The sequence below is a fragment of the Microcoleus sp. LAD1_D3 genome (assembly GCF_036702135.1).
Taxonomy (GTDB): domain Bacteria; phylum Cyanobacteriota; class Cyanobacteriia; order Cyanobacteriales; family Microcoleaceae; genus Microcoleus.
Genome location: NZ_JAUBSB010000009.1, coordinates 76,972 through 95,566 on the forward strand (window position 1 = coordinate 76,972; position 18,595 = coordinate 95,566).

16 protein-coding genes are annotated in these 18,595 nt (G+C 45.1%); 8 read left to right on the plus strand and 8 right to left on the minus strand.

Going from position 1 to position 18,595, the window contains the following annotated elements; genetic code table 11:
• Positions 1 to 39: 39 nt before the first annotated feature.
• Entirely contained in the window at positions 40 to 453 is a 414-nt protein-coding gene (locus tag QUA74_RS07730; RefSeq protein ID WP_333326704.1) for a peptide chain release factor 1, read from the minus strand.
• 165 nt (positions 454 to 618) lie between these two features.
• On the opposite strand from QUA74_RS07730, the gene QUA74_RS07735 reads away from it, so the two are divergent.
• Both QUA74_RS07735 and QUA74_RS07740 read left to right on the plus strand, forming a co-directional pair.
• Entirely contained in the window at positions 619 to 825 is a 207-nt protein-coding gene (locus tag QUA74_RS07735) for a hypothetical protein (protein WP_006634408.1), read from the plus strand.
• A gap of 238 nt (positions 826 to 1,063) precedes the next feature.
• Positions 1,064 to 1,486 carry a DUF6335 family protein gene (locus QUA74_RS07740; protein WP_333326706.1) on the plus strand — a complete coding sequence of 141 codons (423 nt, stop codon included), beginning with the start codon at positions 1,064 to 1,066 and terminating at the stop codon, positions 1,484 to 1,486.
• A gap of 94 nt (positions 1,487 to 1,580) precedes the next feature.
• Here the strand turns inward: QUA74_RS07740 and QUA74_RS07745 are convergent, their stop codons facing one another.
• Positions 1,581 to 1,943 (minus strand): response regulator transcription factor, encoded by a 363-nt coding sequence (locus tag QUA74_RS07745; protein WP_333326708.1) that lies wholly within the window; start codon positions 1,941 to 1,943, stop codon positions 1,581 to 1,583.
• Positions 1,944 to 2,412: 469 nt separating this feature from the next.
• On the opposite strand from QUA74_RS07745, the gene QUA74_RS07750 reads away from it, so the two are divergent.
• Entirely contained in the window at positions 2,413 to 3,114 is a 702-nt protein-coding gene (locus tag QUA74_RS07750; RefSeq protein WP_333326710.1) for a DUF4079 domain-containing protein, read from the plus strand.
• A 158-nt stretch (positions 3,115 to 3,272) separates the two neighbouring features.
• Here QUA74_RS07750 and QUA74_RS07755 read toward each other — a convergent pair whose 3' ends face one another.
• The 3 genes from QUA74_RS07755 to QUA74_RS07765 all read right to left on the minus strand — a co-directional run bounded on the left by QUA74_RS07755 (position 3,273) and on the right by QUA74_RS07765 (position 8,431).
• The gene (locus QUA74_RS07755; protein ID WP_333326712.1) at positions 3,273 to 4,151 is read right to left on the minus strand and encodes a sugar ABC transporter permease; all 879 of its coding nucleotides are present in this window, start codon (positions 4,149 to 4,151) and stop codon (positions 3,273 to 3,275) included.
• 171 nt (positions 4,152 to 4,322) lie between these two features.
• Positions 4,323 to 5,786, minus strand: coding sequence for a CIA30 family protein (locus QUA74_RS07760; RefSeq protein ID WP_333326713.1), 1,464 nt, complete (start codon positions 5,784 to 5,786; stop codon positions 4,323 to 4,325).
• Positions 5,787 to 5,908: 122 nt separating this feature from the next.
• A complete protein-coding gene (locus QUA74_RS07765) occupies positions 5,909 to 8,431 on the minus strand; it encodes an ATP-binding protein (RefSeq protein WP_333326715.1) in 2,523 nt (840 codons plus the stop codon).
• Positions 8,432 to 8,920: 489 nt separating this feature from the next.
• Here QUA74_RS07765 and QUA74_RS07770 point away from each other — a divergent pair, with 489 nt between their 5' ends.
• On the plus strand, positions 8,921 to 9,295 hold the full coding sequence (locus QUA74_RS07770; protein ID WP_333326717.1) for a hypothetical protein: 375 nt from the start codon (positions 8,921 to 8,923) through the stop codon (positions 9,293 to 9,295).
• 112 nt (positions 9,296 to 9,407) lie between these two features.
• On the opposite strand, the gene QUA74_RS07775 is transcribed toward QUA74_RS07770, so the two are convergent.
• Both QUA74_RS07775 and QUA74_RS07780 read right to left on the minus strand, forming a co-directional pair.
• Positions 9,408 to 10,265, minus strand: coding sequence for an Hpt domain-containing protein (locus tag QUA74_RS07775; protein WP_333326719.1), 858 nt, complete (start codon positions 10,263 to 10,265; stop codon positions 9,408 to 9,410).
• Positions 10,266 to 10,428: 163 nt separating this feature from the next.
• A complete protein-coding gene (locus tag QUA74_RS07780) occupies positions 10,429 to 11,355 on the minus strand; it encodes a DMT family transporter (protein WP_333326721.1) in 927 nt (308 codons plus the stop codon).
• A gap of 273 nt (positions 11,356 to 11,628) precedes the next feature.
• On the opposite strand from QUA74_RS07780, the gene QUA74_RS07785 reads away from it, so the two are divergent.
• On the plus strand, positions 11,629 to 12,429 hold the full coding sequence (locus QUA74_RS07785) for an SDR family oxidoreductase (protein WP_333326723.1): 801 nt from the start codon (positions 11,629 to 11,631) through the stop codon (positions 12,427 to 12,429).
• A 50-nt stretch (positions 12,430 to 12,479) separates the two neighbouring features.
• On the opposite strand, the gene QUA74_RS07790 is transcribed toward QUA74_RS07785, so the two are convergent.
• Positions 12,480 to 13,289, minus strand: coding sequence for a calcium-binding protein (locus tag QUA74_RS07790; RefSeq protein ID WP_333326725.1), 810 nt, complete (start codon positions 13,287 to 13,289; stop codon positions 12,480 to 12,482).
• Positions 13,290 to 13,597: 308 nt separating this feature from the next.
• Here QUA74_RS07790 and QUA74_RS07795 point away from each other — a divergent pair, with 308 nt between their 5' ends.
• From QUA74_RS07795 to nirB, 3 genes are all read left to right on the plus strand, one after another.
• A complete protein-coding gene (locus tag QUA74_RS07795; protein WP_333326727.1) occupies positions 13,598 to 14,578 on the plus strand; it encodes an ATP-binding cassette domain-containing protein in 981 nt (326 codons plus the stop codon).
• Between the two features lie 222 nt (positions 14,579 to 14,800).
• A complete protein-coding gene (locus QUA74_RS07800; protein WP_333326729.1) occupies positions 14,801 to 15,589 on the plus strand; it encodes an ABC-2 family transporter protein in 789 nt (262 codons plus the stop codon).
• A 385-nt stretch (positions 15,590 to 15,974) separates the two neighbouring features.
• Complete coding sequence (nirB, locus tag QUA74_RS07805; RefSeq protein WP_333326731.1) at positions 15,975 to 18,539, plus strand: nitrite reductase large subunit NirB; 2,565 nt, start codon at positions 15,975 to 15,977, stop codon at positions 18,537 to 18,539.
• Positions 18,540 to 18,595: the final 56 nt, after the last annotated feature.

Below are 18,595 nucleotides of genomic sequence, written 5' to 3' on the forward strand. Positions count from 1 at the left end.
CACCATATGGGCTAATGACTACTGACTACTGACTAATGACTATCGCCAATAAGGCCGACCTTTCCAAAAAACTCCCACCGTAACTCCGATTAGTGCAGCTTCCGATACACTTGCTAATAATGGAGGTATGGGTAAGAATGACTTTAACACCAAACCCAAGAATACGCACAAAACTAAAACCCACAAACTACTTCGGTTGAGCAAAAATTGTTGTTGCCAATACTCTAAAAAGTACACTGCTAAAGCTCCCATTCCCACTGCAGCAGCAAAAGGTATCAATATCTCGAGGGAGGAACCGTAGATAAGCGTCACGACGTTGCGGATTGCTCGCGATTGCGTGAAACCCCAGGCTAAAAATAGCTCCACTCCAATCACGATGCAGTTGACGAGGGCGGCAATTTGCAGCATTTCTCGCCAAGGTAAAAGTTTTAAGCGCCGCAGAAAATTACTCACGATCGGCAGATTAGGTAGGTTGCTTTGATTTTATAACAGTTTTGCCCTGGCGATCGACCTTTGAGGCCAGTTTGTAAAGTAAAATAAACATATAGGGCAGTCTCTTGACAAATTAACCCAGAGCATCTGCCTGCTAGTTGTTGGAACCGTGAAAGGAAAAAAGTTATGGTGGAGAACACTGTCGATTGTGCTGTGGCTTGCGTCAATGGCTGCGTTCTGGGCGACAAGTGCCCGAAGCGGGAATACGCAGAAGCAACGTCTAACTTTATTGAAAATACTTCTCTGGATAAAATGCTAGAAATAGCAGAGGAAGCGGTGAGAAGGAAACGGACGGAACCCCCCAAATGGGTAATCCCTGATTTTCCCGAATAGCATTAGCCTCCGAATTAAAAAGCGATCGCCCTTTTGAAAATGGCGATCGCTTTTTGTATTCCCTATGAAATAGCTGCTCCGACTCAATATATTTCCTGGGATAGAAGCTAAAAGCTTAAATAGTAATTATAATATGAATTAATTATAGCCATAGGGAATTACTAAAAACAATTCAATTAAAGCCAAATTCGGACATTTTTAATTTAATTGAGTTCAAAAACAAACAGGAGCAAGTATCGTGGCCCAGCAAAAGAAAAGCAACACAAAAACAACAACAGAACGCGATAATTTGGGCGATTTGCCTCAAGAAATTACCGAATCTTACGGTACTGGCGTCATCGATCAACCGGGATTGACCCAAGACGACATAACAACCCTGCAGGACAGCAGTTCGGAATATTCTTCCACCAGTTCCCAAATCGGCGGCGAGGATGGCGATCCTGCTGCGGAACAAGAAAGTGCCACTGGCGAGCAATCGGTGGGCGGAACCGCGCCTACTCCCGACCTGGATATGGTTGACGAACTCGGAGCTTCTGCAGGCATAGAGATGGCCGATGGCGCTATTTTGAACACAACAAATATGCTTGAACATCGAGATGAAAGTCGCTGGGAATTAGACCCTAGTTCTGCGGAAGATTATCAGGAACGACCGGATTTGTAAGTCTATTTTTTACAAAAAAAATAGGTAGTATAATAGGAGCGGGTTCACCAGTATCCATACTTTATGTGCCAAGTATTTGTAAATCCGCCCCTCCTCACTTTTGCTCTCGCAGCACATATCCAACTCCCCGGACAGTAGGCAGCAGGCGTTTGGAGTTACTTGCTTCTAATTTAATCCGTAACGCACGAATATACACTTCAATAATGTTTGACTCGCCCATAAAATCGTCACCCCAGACTTTTTCTAAGATTCGATCGCGACTAATAACTTGACGGGGATTTCGCAGCATAAAATCTAGCAAATCAAACTCTTGGGCCGTGAGTTCAATTAGTTGATTGCCTCGATAAACTTCACGGGTTAAACCGTTCAACATTAGGTCTTCAAATGGTAAATTATCTGGGTCATCAGCTTGAGTTCGGCGCAGACAGGCTTTCACTCTCGCTAGGAGTTTTTCCATACTGAAAGGCTGAGTAACATATAACCTCAAAGTGATGCAGGCAATTAGTCCCTAACCGCCACTGACATTACCGCCAGCACTTTTCATTTCCCTGAGAACAAGGTAATTGTAATTGCTCCATTGCGTAATTGAGAAAGCTGTACCTCACCCAATAGACAACTGCTATAGCAATCCTTGCAGGAGTCGTAAATTTTTTACCCCACCCCCACCCTCCCCTTATCAAGGGGAGGGAGTAAGAAATTCACCAATGATGCGAGGATTGCTATATATCTTCTGATTTATCAACATTTCCGGTGAGTTAGCTTTCATAAAGCGTGTTTGTAGTCAGGACTTCAATCCTCTCTATGGGGGTGAATAATCACTATTAGTCCTGACTACAAACTTACTGTGCTTAGATCACCGGGTATGATATTATGTATCGCAAAAACCTGGTTGATGAAGCCAACCCTCCTCAAGAACAAGGTAATCTATGGAATTTAAAGATTTTCTGGCTTTGCTGCATCCTATTTTAGCTGTAGCGATTGTTTTTCCTATGCTTGGTGTTGTTCTCAATATGGCGTGGCAAACTATGCAGCGTCGCAAGCAAATTGCGATCGACACCAAGAGCAAAATTCCACCTGTAGTCGGTCCAGAACACGTCAAAGCAGGTCGAATTCTGTCAGGTTCTGTAGTAGGAGTGACCTTGTTGGGTCTAGCCTACCCGATTTTTGAGCATATTTTGAGCAAGGATGTTTGGAGCAAAAACTCGTTTCAGGTCATGTTCATTGTGCTGATGTTTGTGGCAACTGTCGGCTCTTTGGTCATGCTATATCGAGCGACACCCGCTTTATGGCGCGGCATATTTGCGACGCTAACAGGTACTGGCTTGGTGATTCTTGGCACTCAAGATGGCGTTTATCGGCGAACCAATGAATGGTATTGGTCTCACTACTACATTGGCATCGCCGCTGCGCTAATTATGGTTTTTTCCCTTGCCATCATTGAAGACATTTACAAAGACCGCTCAAATCGCTGGCGCACTATCCATGTGATCTTGAACTCGATCGCCGTGCTGCTCTTTCTGGGACAGGGAATGACCGGAACCAGGGATTTATTAGAAATTCCTCTGAACTGGCAGAAACCCTATATTTATAGCTGTGATTTCGCCAATAAGACCTGCCCAAAGCCGTGAGCGATCGCATTACTTCGATATTCAAGTCTAAAATTAGTATAAATTAGAGCAATAAACCCGGTTTCTGAATGTAACAAAGTCCTGGTAATCACAGGAATGAGAACGAGAAACCGAGTTTATGAGGCCCGGATTGCGTCCCTCATAATCAGTCACCAATCTTAATCATTGCGAGCCAAACCCTGAAGACTAACTTGCAAAATCGACAAACCCAAAATTAGCAAAAACAAAACCAGCCCGATCGTACAAGCATAACCAATTTCCAAATCCTTAAAAGCCCGTTCGTAAAGATAATAAACAACAGTCTTAGAACTATTGCGAGGCCCACCCTGAGTCATAATATAAACTTCTTCAAAAACCTTAGTAGCAGAAATCGCCGAAATCACCGCTACCAAAACTAGATACGGCTTCATCAGCGGCACAGTAATATCCCAGTGCTTTCCCAAACCATCAGAACCATCAATAGCAGCCGCCTCATAAAGTTCTGCCGGAATAGCTTGCAGCCCTGCCAAATAAATCACCATGTAATAACCTAATCCTTTCCAGATAGTAACTGCCATAACGCTAAAGATTGCTAACTTCGGATTAGCCAACCAAGAAACAGGAGGTAAACCCAACAATTCCCCCAACTGATTGAGCAGCCCAGTCTCCGCAAACAGCCACTTCCAAGCAATCCCGGCGACAACCATTGAAATCACCGCCGGCGTGTAATATGCGGCTCGAAACCAGTTCATCCCCTTAAGTTTTTGGTTGCACAAAATCGCCATTCCCAACGGTAGAACAACCAATACAGGCACAACGCAGGTGAGATACAGCAGCGTATTCGTCAAAGTTTGCCAAAATGTGCGATCGCCCCACAACCTCTCAAAATTCTTTAAACCCACCCACTGCGGCATTTGAGTTAAATCATATTCGTAGTTGGTAAAACTCAAATAAAAAGCTTGCACCGCCGGCCACAAAACAGTCAAACTCAAAATAAATAAAGCAGGTAGCAAAAACAAATAAGGAGTCAGGTTGCGTCGGGAAAAAGTCACAGACATAAATTAATTATTAGTTATTAGTTATTAGTTATTGGTTATTACTGGTTCCCAGGCTGAGCCTGGGAACCAGTTATTTCTTAGTCTGCGGAGGCAGACTTCGTTTGTGTAGACGCGGTTTCAACCGCCGAGTAATAAGGGGGTAACAAACTAATCAGCCCCTACAAACAATTGTTATTTAACTCCAGAGAACAAAGCCTGCCAGTCTCCCGGAGAACTGCCATTTTCCCCCTCTTTCACCTCAAAAGTAACATTGCAAGCTTGCGGTTGTTCCAAGGCCTGCACACACAATTCTGCAATATCTTCCCGACTGACTTTGCCCCTAATATTGTCTCCTTGCTCAAATATTAAAGCTTTGCCTCCCGGTTCTTCAGTCAAAGCGCAAGGTCTGACAACAGTATAAGGTATGCCGCTCGATCGCACACAATCTTCGCCTTTCAACTTCCAAGTCAAAATCCCTCCCAACATATCATTCATTCTGACGGCAGGCGGTTCTTCTTCCAAGTTAATTCCAGGGCGGCCGGGGCGGGTAACTCCTGCCGAACTCACCATCACAAATCGCGGCCAAGTCTGTCCCCCATAAGCTTTAACAGATTCTAACTCCAGTTGAAAAATACCCGGTGTAAATTTCGGGTTGAGCGCGCCATCATATTCAAACTTGCTCAACATTAACTGAAAAGAAAAAATACTGCTGCCATCAAATTTAGAGCCATCCTTAACAGTTTCCGCGCGGAATACTGGAATTAACTCATCAAAAGGAACGGTGATAGTAATCCAGGTATTGTAAACAGTATCAAACGAATAGCAATAGCCAATTCCATCCCATTTAGCTTCGCTGCGAACAATCAATTTGTAGCGCTTGCCGTCCCCTTTGACGCGCAGGTGGAGGCCGCTAAATCCTGCGAGATTAAGCGGAGGATCGAAGTTGCGGGTACGCACCGAAGCAAAGCCGCCCGAGTTGGCAGTAGAAACATTGCCTGTGAATATAGCTGTATTGTCTGTAAGTACGATCGAACTTTCGCTAGTGCCGCCCATTACGATGTCGTCCAGGGCACCCCAAGTTTCTTTTAAATCTTGGCTGGGTTTTGTGAAGTCAAAAATTGTTTTGTCGCCTGCTTGAATTAGCTGGCGGCGAACAGCTTGGACTAAATTATTAAGGCCTTTGTATTCGACTATTTCGGGAACATCCACAACTTCCGGCATATAAAATTTGATGCCTTGATAGTATTTTTCCCTGGTTGGGGTGTCTCCTTCTACTGGTTGAACTTTGGTGCCGGTGCAGCAGATAACTGCTTCCACACCCTCGGTTACTAGCGGTGTTAGCGTCTCTGGCAGAGTGATATCTCCTTCGACTAATTCGACATTATTGCCTAGAATTTCTGTTGCTCTTTTGGCATCTCTGACGAGGGCTCGCACTCTATATCCCCGCTGTTGTAGCCGCTTGACAACTCGCTTCCCGACGCCGCCGGTGGCACCGGCTACCAGTATCAGTTTGGGTTGGTCTTTTTTAGTTTTGCTGCTGCTTCCAAAGAGTTGTTGCAGCCAGCTAATGCTGCCAATGAAGGGAATGACGCCGAAATAAGCCAAGGTTTTGAGAAACCGGCCGGCATCCCATTGGGCGGTAGTTTTTTCAGTCACAGTCGCTTCCTCTGAATTGGCTCAAATCTACTTAGCTGCTTTTGTATTCTAATCGAATTTTCGATTTTTGAATGGGGTCGATTCTCTACCTTCGCGATAGCTTCGCTAGCGCGGACTTTTTTTCACTTCACAATGGGTTTAGGATGAGTTTGGCTTAAGGGAATCTCAATAATCAACTCGGTTCCCTCTCCGGGGGCAGAAATGCAAGTCAATTTGCCACCGTGTTGTTCTACGGCAATTTCGTGGCTAATGGCCAAACCTATCCCCGCACCTTTGCCCACCTGTTTTGTGGTAAAAAACGGCTCAAAAATTTTCTGGCGAACTGTTTGTGTCATGCCCCAACCGTTGTCTTTGATCCGAACTGCTACGGCTTTTTCTCCCCGACAAATTTCAGTCACAATCCGAATTTGTCCGTACTTAACTGGCTCTTCTTTGTCCCCGCCGTGCGACGATAAATTATTGTTGACAAAAGCATCTTCGAGAGCATCAATTGCATTTGCCAGTACATTCATAAATACTTGGTTGATTTGGACTGCGTAACACTCAACCAAAGGCAAAGAACCATATTCTTTGATGAGATGAATTGCGGGGCGATCGGGCTTCGGTTTTAGTCGGTTGCTCAAAATCAGCAAAGCGCTGTCCAATCCGTCATGAAGGTCAACTGGTTTAATCTCGGCTTCGTCAATTCTCGAAAAGTTTCGCAGCGACTGAACTATCTCGCGGATGCGGTTAGCTCCTACTTTCATTGAACCCACCAACTTTGGTAAGTCTTCCACTATAAACTCTAATTCTACGGCTTCTATTTCTGCCTGAATTTCTGGCGAAGGCGACGGATAGTGCTGCTCGTAAAGCTGCAATAAATTGATGAGTTTTTGAGTGTATTCGTTGGCATAGCTAAGATTTCCGTAGATGAAGTTAATCGGGTTAGTGACTTCATAAGCTACAGCCGCCACCAACTGTCCTAAACTTGACATTCTTTCGCTTTGCACCAATTGAGTTTGCGCCCGCTGAAGCTCGGACATTGCTGTTTTTAAATTAGCTGTTTTTTCGCGTTCTCTGGCGACTGAGGCTTCTAGTGCTGTATTTAATTTTTCGAGTTTTTCGGCTTGGCGCAGCACTATATTAATCATTGCTTTTTTCAGTTCTAATGCAGCGTCTATTTCGCATTGTTTCCAAGGCAATGATTTATACTTCACATTTTCTTGCCACAGAGCGAAGGATTTCCGAGGAGACAGTCGATGACTGCCATCTTCATCTATTTGAACTTTTTTGTTGGGGTTCCCCGCCCAATTTACCGTCTTAATTACTTCCGGCCGAAACCACAAAACGTATATTTTCTGAGTTGGCGATATTGCTATGGCCAAACACCCGCTGGCCGTGTCTTTAAATTCCTCAGCTTCTGGATAGCATTTGGTGAGGGAGTCTGTATAAAAAAATTCTTTATTTAAATGTTGTTGCACCCACTGTGTTAAGTATTTGAGTGCTTCTCCTGGAGGTGTTTGCCCTACTTGATAGCAATTGTCTCCAAATACTATGGCTGCTCCCTGGGCGTTGACTGCTTCTAGCAAATTATGCTGACATTTAACTAAAACTTGTGACAAGTTTTCGGAGGTGGATATGTCTTCAAAAATCTGGGTTTGAATGGATTTCAAGTGTAGTTTATAGTCGTAGTCTTCGTTTCCTTCTTTTGATTGCACTTCTAAGGACATTACTTGCCCGATAAATTCGCAGGCTGCGCGCAATTCATAGTTGAGGTATTTTGGTGTATAGTTGTGGCAAGCAATCAATCCCCACAGTTTTTTGTCTTTGATTAACGAGATTGACATCGAAGCTGCAACGCCCATATTTTGCAAGTATTCTATGTGAATGGGAGAAACGCTTCTTAACACGCTGAAACTGAGGTCTCTGGGCTGGGTGGTAACAGCATTGTTTCCCGAAACAAGGGGGACGGGTTGATAATTAATATCTGGGATTAACCTCAGCCAATTTAACGTATACAGTTGTCTGGCTTGTTTGGGGATATCTGAACTGGGGTAGTTTAATCCTAAGAAAGCACTCAGCATTTCTGCTTTGTCTTCAGCGATCACAGCGCCGTTGCCTTCGTGGTCAAATTGATAGACCATCACTCTATCAAAACCCGATATTTTTCTGACTTCTTCTACAGTTATTTGAGATAATTCTTTGAGATTGGGGGCGCTTTGAATTTTGCTGACAGTGGCTCTCACTGAATGATAAAAACTAAAAACAGAAAGATTTTCTGGGCTTGTGGCTAATTCCAACTCGACCATCAATACTTCTTCTACTCGGTGGAGGATGCAGTCAAATTCTAAATATTTACCTTTGTTTATGACAGAGAGTTTAATGGGATTAACGATTTTTAAGTTTTCATTACACAAACAAAGCTTGAGTTTTTTTAGTTGAACTCGATTGAATAATAAGCTCAAATTTCGACCGATCGCATTTTCCGGATCTAGTCCTAACAAATCTTGGGTATTTTGGCTGACTTGCAGTATTTCTAGTTCTGGTTCTCGTACAACAAGTAGCACTCCGTGTGGCTGAATGTGCCCCGATATATGAATGGGTTCTCTGTCGCAGTTTGTCAAGTCAACTTCTTCGAGTGCGGGAATTGTGATTTGTTGATCCATTTTCTTTGTCTTCCGCTGTAAAATTTCGAGAGGGTTCTATTGATTTGAGATTTGAGAGCAAATTGGCTTTTTCATAATAATCTCATATTGTTCGATCGCCTAACAGCTCGATCCCTTGACGGACACGGAGAATCAATCATCCGATAATTAGCGAATCAAAAATGATTTAGTCTAAAATCAGCCTGCCGTATTTGTTGCTGTTAGACCAGCCTCAGCCTTTTAAAACTTTTACCGACTTGGCTCTTCTATACTATCGCTTCCCGATGTTAATTATCATAGCAATTGTTGCCATTCTTCAAATATGTTTAATAATTTTCCCAAACTTTAATATTTGTGGTAAAATTTGGCCTGCTGGCAAAGGGGGAGAGAAATGCGTCTCCAGAGCGGCCTACTTACGGAAATATTAAGTTAAAGTAAGGGTGACAAGATCTAAAAGTCAAGTCACGCTAAGCTCTTTAAGTATACCCAACAGGCCCGACAATTAGACTGATGATCGACTTCAATACAGTTACCGAGTTTTCTTATACCCACTGCATAGCTATCTGTGCCTTTTTAGTTCCGGCAAACTTGCTGACTACTTTGCAGACAGTGATTTTGACAGGACTAAACCGACCTCGAATACAAATTTGGGCGTCTGTGGTTGTCGCCAGCCTTTGGGCTACAGCAATGATATTTCACGTTTTTAGCTGGTTCGCGATCGGGGTAGTAATGCCTCCGACATACATCTTGTTAGTGATGGGAATCACTTGTCTGACAATCAATGTCTGGGCGATCGCTCATCCTACAAGCATGATGCAATTAACTCGAGTTGCAGTATCAGTTGTTAGGGGAGCTCTTCAGAGGAAGAAGGATTTAGTTATCTAGAAACTAAAAAAAATGGCAGGGGCTAATGTGAAAGGTTTCAGGGAAAATATTGGTTTCTGAAGCAAGTTGTTCTGGTGCAAAATCGTACTTCCGAGGTATGAGTTTTCAGCGGTTATTCCGGTTCCCGATCGCGACAATCTTCTGTTTCCGGGCCGCGGGGATGGATAGTGCAGTTGAGCAGGTAGCCGCCGTCGCTTCTGCCGTAATAGTAGCGGCATCCGGTGCAAATTGCGGGACGTTCGATCGCACGTTGGTAAACCGGATAATCCGCAGTCGCCAGTAGCGAAAAGTCGCGTTGCGTCTGAACAGTCCCGATAAGAGCGCCGGAAAGTTCGACAGCTTGGCGGATGTTTTCGATCCTAGTGTAAGGCGGCAGGTAAATGTCAATACAAAGGCGTATGCCCTGGCTATCCTGCTCGTGGCGTGTAATAGTGCCTCCGAGCAAACCGACGTGCGAAGCAATAGCGGACGAAAATTCGCTCAGGGAGGTGCAGTAACCGGAGAAAACGTGAATATGTTCGTCCGTAGTAGCTCTCACAGTCAGGCGAGTGGGAATTCGCAATCTCAGGTAAGCGTCGAGTTCGTCAAAAACCGGTTCGGCGAGGGAGAGCATTTGGTTTGCGTCTTCGTGGTTGAGCCCAAAACCCTTAGAAACCTTTGACACGAGGGCTGCTAAAATATCAAAAACTTCGGTTAAGAGCGATTGCAGCCTGCTATCAATGGCGATCGGACATTCTCTGAGCAGCTTTAAATAATCCTCCAACCGATGAGCAATTCGCTGAATGCTGCTAAATCCAAGCATAGCTGCTCCCCCTTTAATCGAGTGCGAGGCTCGGATGAGCTGGTGTAATCTTTGGGGAGCGGGCACGGTGTTTTGCAGATATTGCAAGCCTTGTTCGATAATTTGGATCTGTTCTGTGGCTTCTTCGATAAAGTAGCCGATGATCCGCTGTAGTTGTTCTGGCAGCATAATTTTATTCTCCGAAAGGCACGCGAGTATTATTAGTCATTACTCAGACCTTTGATAGTTTTGAATCGATATTTAACTGACGAGTTATTTTGGTTTTTAAGCCCTAATCTGTTTTATTCTGACTCACGGCAACAGTAGTGGCAATGTCGAAAACTGTTAACTCTTAACTGGTGACAGTGATTTTTTTTACTCCGAAGGTAGCGGTTGCTACCCCCAACAGCAGCACCGCAGCACCTGCGAGTACCGCCGGCCCCGGCACTTCCCCAAACAGCAAATAACCCAAAAAACTCGCCGCAACCGGTTCAAACAAGATGGCAAGAGTTACCAGAGTTGGGGAAATCTGTACTACAGCCCAGTTCAAAATGGTGTGGCCGACTAATTGAGGCAAAGCCGCCGTTAACAAAATATAAAAATATACAATGTCGGGGTAATTAGTATAAGTAGTGCCGAAGGCGAAGGGGAGAGGCAGCAGGACGATCGCAGCCACAGTATAGGCGATCGCGATATAGCCACCAATTCCCAGTCCCCGCCGCTGAGCTTCCCGGCCCAGCAGCAAATACAAGCTGACTGCCCAGGAACCAGCCAGAGCCAGGAAATCGCCAAGCAGTTGGCTCCTACCAGCATGGGCTGCGCCCCCGCTTCCGAGAGCGATCGCCATTCCCCCAGCAAGAGCTATAGTAATGCCAGCGATCGACATTTTGCTGAGTTTTTCCCCGAACCAGAAGCGCGACAAAAGCGCTACCCAGACAGGATTAGTGGTGACAAGGGCAGTCGAGGCGGCGATCGAAGTATAAGAAAGTGAGGTAATCCACAGCGCAAAATGCAGGGCGAGACACAAACCCGCAGCAGCAGCATAGCGCCGAGCTCCCGGTTGCAGGGCTTTCCACTGAATTTTCCGCCAAGCAGGAAGCAGAATTAAAGCAGATAAAGTCAGGCGAGAAGCCGCAAGTACCAGACTGAAACCAAAGCCGCCCGCGCCTGCTTTCAAGTTAGCCAGCCGAATTAAGATTGAGGAAGTTGAGACGGCTAAAACCCCGATAATTAACACTAGGGCGATCGACCAATTCGGCGGTTGTTTCGGAAGATTCATTTTGGGGGAATTGGTAATTGGTAATTGCCTAAAGTAAGATTTACATAGCAATTTTCGCACAAATCCTGAACACTTTCTCTTCTCTTCCCTTCTCCTCTCTTCCTTCGCGTCCTTCGCACCTTCGCGGTTCGTTAAAAAAAGCCCGCTCGCAAATCACAAAAAATTGCTATACTCAAGAAATATTAATGTAGAGCGCGCCTAAAATTAGATTACCTCTGTTATAGTTTCAATACCGCCGACAACGATTTCTCCACTTACAATTTATAACTATCTATGGCTCCTACAGTTTTGATTACAGGCGCTTCTCAAGGAAGCGGCAAAGCAACAGCAATTTTATTTGCAAGTAAAGGCTACGATGTAGTGATGGTAGCTCGCCAGCCAGAGAGATTGGCAGCAGCAGCGGTTCAAGTGCAGCGAGAAGGCACTTCCGCTGTAGCTATTCCGGGGGATGTTGGCGACATTCAACAAGTGCGCGCGATCGTCCAAAAAGCCCTAGATACCTGTGGCAGCATCGATGTTGTGGTTAACAATGCTGGCATTTGTCTCACGGGGGCGATCGAGCACACTACCTCCGAAGACTGGCAGCAATTAATGAATACCAATTTTTGGGGCTGCGTTAACACAATTCAAGAAATGTTGCCACATTTTTTGGAACGAAAAACAGGGACAATAGTCAATGTTGGTTCCATTGGTGGCAAAATGCCTTTGCCTCAAATGACTGCTTATTGCGCCAGCAAATATGCCGTAACCGGTTTAACAGAAAGTTTGCGCTTGGAATTGGCGCCTCAAGGTATTCACGTTTGCGCCGTGCATCCTGGCCTGATTAATAGCGATTTTTTAGAAAGAGCTCAATTTCGCGATCGAGACGAACCCGCAGTCGAATTGCGTCGTCAGCAAATGAGCAAAATGCTGAAATCTGAGTGGGCAACTCAGCCAGAAGATATTGCTAAAGCTATCTGGGATGCTGTGAAAAATCAGCGTGCAGAAGTTACCGTCGGCCCTGCTTTTTTGGCATCGGAAGCTTATCGGTTGTTCCCCGGTTTGATGCAGTGGGCAATGGAAAAACGCAACTGAAGAACAGGCAAGATGCCTGTTCTTGAGAGATAATTAATCAATTAGCTGCTTCAAAGCAAAGAACTAGCATTAATAAAACGACCGTTTAAATCGGCTGGGGTCACATTCAACACAGTACCCAACAAAGCATTAGTAAAACCGAATCTAATATTAGTAGCTTCCACACGGCCGTTGCCATCGGGATCGAGACTTTGCCGCGAGATCCCGCCCTTGGCTAACAAACTCGTTCCCCCCGTTATAGTTGCAGGATCGATCAGCAGCAGTCTCGGATCGTTCAAGCTATAACTTACTTCTTCCAAGGAGATATTGCTGCTGGTAAATGCCACACTAATCCCAATCGAATCGCTAGACTTATCAAAATCCACAATTACTGCGTCAGGAACTTCAATTCCAACTACTCTGCTTCCCGCTTGATCGACTCTCAGAACAAGTACATCGCTCCCTGCACCACCTTGGTAAATATCCACATCTCTGTCGCCAATTAAAGTATCATTACCGTCACCGCCCACTAACAAATCAACACCTTGTCCTCCGCGCAGGAAATCATTTCCCGCACCCCCATCAAGGAAATCGCTATTTCTATCTCCTGTCAAGAAATCCTCGCCAATTTCTCCCAAAACATCGTCATCATCTTTACCGCCGTAAATAGAATCATTGCCGACACCGCCTAACAGACTGTCTTTACCATCGTTGCCGAAAATCCGTTCTGCATCTGACGAGCCCGTGACAGTATCATTGCCGCCCAGCATCCAAAGTCCCCCAGGAAAACTAGCCAGTTGTCCTGGTGCAAGTGTAATATTTTCAGAAGAATTGTCTCCTAACAAACGAGAGGTGTCTGAATTATCTGGTGTGAGTACCATATTTGTAAACTTTGTGCGATGTGAGCATGGATATTGTGCAATATTCTACAGTTTAAGCTGTCGCACATTTAAATTGCATATTAGAGGCGGGCGGGACGCCCAACCCCTACTCCCCACAAAAGTTTGATTGTTTTTTGACATACAATTTAAAGGCAGAACAGCTTAATAGGGTGCGCCCGAACACAGTGACTTTCTCACTCGCGATCGAGCAATCCCTGGCGCATCCTACTAGACAGCTCGATCGCTCCATCTTGGCACAAGTCTGATGGAAATACCCTAGATTAAAATAAAAGTTACAATTTGAGCCGATGCCAATTATCTTAGTTGAAGACTTGAGCAAAGTTTATCCAATAGCGATTAAAGAACCGGGACTTAAAGGAACAGTGCGGCACTTTTTTAACCGCACTTACCGCAATATCAAAGCAGTTGAGGGCGTTTCTTTCAGTATTGAACCGGGGGAAGTCGTGGGGTTTCTCGGCGCTAACGGTGCGGGCAAAACTACTACGCTGAAAATGCTGACTGGTTTGATTTATCCGTCTGCGGGTACTGTGAGAGTGTGCGATCGTACTCCTTTCCGTCGCGAAGCCGATTTTCTGCAAAGAATCACCTTAATCATGGGGCAGAAACAGCAGTTAATTTGGGATTTACCAGTGCTTGACTCTCTGCGAATCAATGCCGCTGTCTACGGTATTCCCGATACAGATTATCGGCGGCGAGTCGGAGAATTGACAGAAATGCTGTCACTAGAAGGTAAGTTAAATCAGGCGGTGCGAAAGCTGTCTTTAGGCGAACGCATGAAAGCTGAATTGATGGCCGCACTAATGCACCAGCCAGAGGTATTATTTTTAGATGAACCGACTTTAGGTTTGGATATAAACGCACAGTTTAGCGTCAGGCAATTTCTGCGAGAATATAACGAGCGCTATCAAGCAACAGTGCTGTTGACGAGCCACTACATGGCTGACATTACTGCTTTGTGCAAGCGCGTTTTGTTAATTCATGAAGGTCAATTAGTTTATGATGGCAGTTTGGACGGATTGCTCGACAGGTTTGCACCTTATCGGGAAGTTCAAGTAAAATTAGCTAAGCCGCTGGCAAAAGATAGTGCTTTTGCTTACGGCGAGGTAGAATCTATTGAGGGAAATTCTGTACGGTTTTTAGTCAAAAGGGAGGAGCTGACGGTGAGTGTGGCGAAGATTTTGGCGCAGTTGGAAGTGATAGATTTGACTGTTACTGATCCGCCAATTGAAGAGGTAATCGGTCGCGTTTTCCGCACGGGAAAAGTGTAGAGATTCCCCCCTAGCTCCCTTAAAAAGCAGGGTGGTTTTATTGTCATCCTAGAAATAGGTACGTAGTTGGGCTTTAGCCCTCTTTATATATACGTCTAAAAAGGGCTAAAGCCCAACTACGTACCTTTACTTCTCGTTACCAGGCTCTGCCTGGGAAGGCATATCCGGAGGCTCTGCCTCCCTCTTTTAGTTGGATCGAATATTTTTTTTCTGGCAATTGATATGAAAAAAATCATCAGAATTACTAAAACTTTGTTAGTTACCTACTACGCTTATATGCTCGAATACCGGGCAGAATTGTTTTTGTGGGCGCTGTCGGGAGCTTTGCCGTTTATCTTGATGGGTGTCTGGATGCAGGCGGCAGAAACTGGTCAATTTGGGCTGAATTCGATCGACTTTGCCCGTTATTTTTTAGCGGCTTTCATTGTCAGGCAAACAAATGTAGTTTGGGTGATTTGGGAGTTTGAAAAGGAAGTAGTGCAAGGCCGGCTATCTAATAGATTGTTGCAGCCTCTCGACCCCGTATGGCATCACTTTGCATCTCACGTTTCCGAAAGGTTTGCGAGGCTGCCCTTTGTATGCGGATTAGTGCTGCTGTTTTTTGCACTTTACCCGCAGTCTTTTTGGCTGCCGAGTTTGGGCAGGTTTTTGCTGTTTTTGTTGGTTATCGTCTTGGCTTTTTGCTTGCGGTTCTTGATCCAGTATACCTTTGCGCTGTTTGCTTTTTGGCTGGAAAGGGCAAGTGCGATCGAACAATTCTGGTTTTTAATTTACCTATTTTTATCGGGACTTATCGCACCGCTAGAAGTGTTTCCCGCACCCGTGCGCGAAGTAGTTTTGTGGACGCCTTTTCCTTATTTGATTCATTTTCCGGCTTCAATCTTGATAGGATTGCCCGTAGATGTAGGCCGCGGTTTGTTGGTAATGTGGGGTTGGGGTGCGGTGTTTTTTGTGTGGAACCGCTGGCTTTGGCGGCAGGGTTTGAAGCAGTATTCGGGCATGGGGGCGTGAACTACCCAGAACTGATGCTACGGTATTGCTAATATGCGAGAATAGTTATAAATCAAGTGGGCCTTGAACTCACTTGATTTGTGCGCTTTCATCCCGTCGCTCAACTCGTACCCTTTTGGCGCAGGACTTCCGGCTTGTTAATTAAATAATAATTAAAAATTAGAAAAGTGTAGGGTGCGTCATAGTAAAATACTAATCCTTTTGTCCAAAAGACTTAGGTGAGCCACTCTATTTAGCTCGATCGCACACATCATGCAAAAATGCAATCGGGAGTATTCGACAATTGCATAAACATCAATTTTTTGTATATATAAGTACAAAAATTTACAATAAAGTCTTATATTAATAAACCCAACGACTGATAAACGGGATAAAAGAGATTCTAATGACAGCCCAAAAAAACCTCATTGTAATCGGCAATGGCATGGTAGGTCACAAGTTCCTAGAGTTAATGGTCAGCTCGGATGCTGCCAAAAACTGGAATTTAATTACTTTTTGTGAAGAACCGCGCGTTGCTTACGATCGCGTAAACCTCAGCGGATTTTTCTCTGGCAAAACAGCGGGAGATTTATCTTTAGTTGCACCCGGATTTTACCAAGAAAACGGCATCCAAATTTACATCGGCGACAAAGCAGTCGCCATTAACCGGGAACACAAAATAGTCTCTTCAGCCAACGGTTTAGAAGTTCCCTACGACAAAATTGTTCTCGCGACCGGTTCCTATCCATTTGTGCCATCAATTAAAGGCAAAGACGCTACAGGAACTTTTGTTTACCGGACAATTGACGACCTGGAAGCGATGTCAGATTACGCTAAAAATTGCCAAACTGGTGTAGTAATTGGCGGCGGCTTGTTAGGTCTAGAATGTGCAAACGCGCTCCAAAATATGGGTCTAAAAACTCACGTAGTTGAGTTTGCATCGCGGCTGATGCCCGTGCAAGTTGACGAGATTGGCGGTGCAATTCTCCGCAGCAAAATAGAAGAGTTGGGGGTTTCGGTTCATACCAGCAAATCTACCACAGAAATTGTTAGCGAAGATGGCAAAGTTACTAAAATGCTGTTTGCTGACGGTTCGGAATTGGCAACAGATATGATTGTCTTTTCTGCTGGCATTCGCCCCCGCGACGAAATTGCCAGAAGTTGCGGTATAGAAGTAGGAGAACGCGGTGGCATTGTGATTAATGATAGCTGCCAAACCTCCGATCCTGACATTTATGCGATCGGAGAATGCGCCCTGTATCAAAATCGCATCTACGGCTTAGTTGCGCCTGGGTATACAATGGCAAGCGTAGCAGCAGATATTTTGAGCCGTGCAGCGGATGACGGGCAAGATGCCCGCCCCACAAGCACTTTTACAGGTGCGGATATGTCTACTAAACTCAAATTATTGGGGGTGGATGTCGCTAGTTTTGGAGATCCTTTTCCCAAGTCGGCCGATGCTAAAGAAATTGTTGTTGCTGACACATTCCAAGGCATTTACAAAAAATTAGTTTTAAATCAAGATGGCAGCCGAATTTTAGGCGGAATTCTCGTAGGAGATGCTTCGGCTTACGGCACTTTGCTGCAATTCATGCAAAATGAAATTGCTCTGCCGCCGCATCCCGAAGATTTGTTAATGCCACCGCGAGAAGGCGGATCATCGGCGGGTTTTGGAGTAGACAGTTTGCCGGATTCTGCTCAAATTTGTTCTTGCAATAATGTTACCAAAGGGCAGATTTGTGAAGCGATTCGCGATCGCAATTTAACCGATGTTGCCAGCGTCAAGAAATGCACTCAAGCTGGTACGGGCTGCGGCGGGTGCGTGCCTTTGGTGACGGATATCTTCAAGGCGGAGATGAAGAAAGCTGGGTTTGCAGTCAAAAATAATCTCTGCGAACATTTTGAATATTCTCGTCAAGAATTGTACCATTTAGTGCGTTCTCAAGAGATTAAAACCTTTGAGGAGTTGATTGAAAGACACGGCAAAGGTAAGGGGTGTGAAATTTGCAAGCCTGCTGTTGGTTCGATGCTGGCTTCTACTTGGAATGACCATATTTTAGAGAAGTCTCACGTCGGTTTGCAAGATACGAACGATTACTTTTTGGCAAACATTCAGCGCGATGGTACTTATTCGGTGGTGCCGCGAATACCGGGGGGAGAAATTACTCCCGATAAGTTGATTGTTTTGGGTGAAGTTGCCAGAGATTTTGGGCTTTATACTAAGATTACTGGCGGGCAACGGATTGATTTGTTTGGAGCTCGCGTGGATCAATTGCCGCATATTTGGCGTCGGTTGATTGATGCGGGATTTGAGTCGGGACACGCTTACGGTAAGGCTCTGCGTACTGTAAAATCTTGTGTTGGTAGCACTTGGTGCCGCTTTGGGGTGCAGGATTCAACGAGTTTGGCGATCGAGGTTGAATTGCGGTATCGTGGTTTGCGATCGCCCCACAAGCTCAAATCTGCTGTCTCTGGTTGCACTCGCGAATGCGCGGAAGCTCAAAGCAAGGATTTTGGGATAATTGCTACTGAGAATGGTTGGAATTTGTATGTGTGCGGCAACGGGGGAATTAAGCCACAGCACGCGGTTTTGCTGGCGACGGATATCGATAAGGAAACGCTGATTAAGTATATCGATCGATTCTTGGTTTTCTACATCCGCACGGCCGACAGATTGGAACGCACTGCTACTTGGTTGAACAAACTTGAGGGCGGGATTGAATACTTGAAACAGGTAATAATTGAGGATTCTCTGGGCATTTGTGCTGAATTAGAAGCGCAGATGGAACATTTAGTGAATACTTATCAATGTGAGTGGAAAACGACGATTGAAGACCCACAAAAGGTGCAGCGGTTCCAGCATTTTGTGAATTCCGATTTGCCCGATCCGAGTATTGTTCGTGTTGCAGAACGGGGACAAACACGGCCTCCTTACGAACATGAAAAATCTTTGGTTGGAGTATCGGAATAATCGATCCCCCCTAGCCCCCCTTAATAAGGGGGGGACAAGAGTATTAATCTCGTTCC